2 tRNA genes and 1 rRNA gene are annotated in these 547 nt (G+C 45.0%); all 3 read right to left on the reverse strand.

Annotated features, from left to right (window positions below):
* Positions 1-176 precede the first annotated feature (176 nt).
* A tRNA-Ala gene (locus tag QTN94_RS20380) sits at positions 177-252 on the reverse strand.
* Between the two features lie 43 nt (positions 253-295).
* A tRNA-Ile gene (locus QTN94_RS20385) sits at positions 296-372 on the reverse strand.
* Between the two features lie 64 nt (positions 373-436).
* Positions 437-547, reverse strand: a 16S ribosomal RNA gene (locus tag QTN94_RS20390); the annotation flags it as partial.

Genomic DNA, 547 nt, shown 5'->3' on the forward strand with positions numbered 1-547 from the left:
CCTAACTTTCTCTTTATTAGAGAAAGTTAGGATTTGAGAACTTTTAATTTGAATAACAACGCATATCAAAGATATGGGGATTGTTGTTATTCGTCAGCTTTCCAAATTGTTAAAGAGCAAATCACTTCCAAAGAAGTAACCATTTTTAAGAACACTTAAGCAAGTATGCTTAAAGATGGTGGAGCTAAGCAGGATCGAACTGCTGACCTCCTGCGTGCAAGGCAGGCGCTCTCCCAGCTGAGCTATAGCCCCATCAGGTGTTGATACTGTGTGCCAATCTTCTTGGGAGGAAGATTGGTGGGTCTGAGTGGACTTGAACCACCGACCTCTCGCTTATCAGGCGAACGCTCTAACCACCTGAGCTACAGACCCAGTATCGTCTCTAAAACTTATAAACCATCAATCTGTGTGAACACTCATCGCAATAATCATCGTATAAGGAGGTGATCCAGCCCCAGGTTCCCCTAGGGCTACCTTGTTACGACTTCACCCCAGTCATGAACCACAAAGTGGTGAGCGTCCTCCCGAAGGTTAAACTACCCACTTC

It is taken from the genome of Vibrio sp. M250220 (assembly GCF_036533795.1).
Taxonomy (GTDB): domain Bacteria; phylum Pseudomonadota; class Gammaproteobacteria; order Enterobacterales; family Vibrionaceae; genus Vibrio.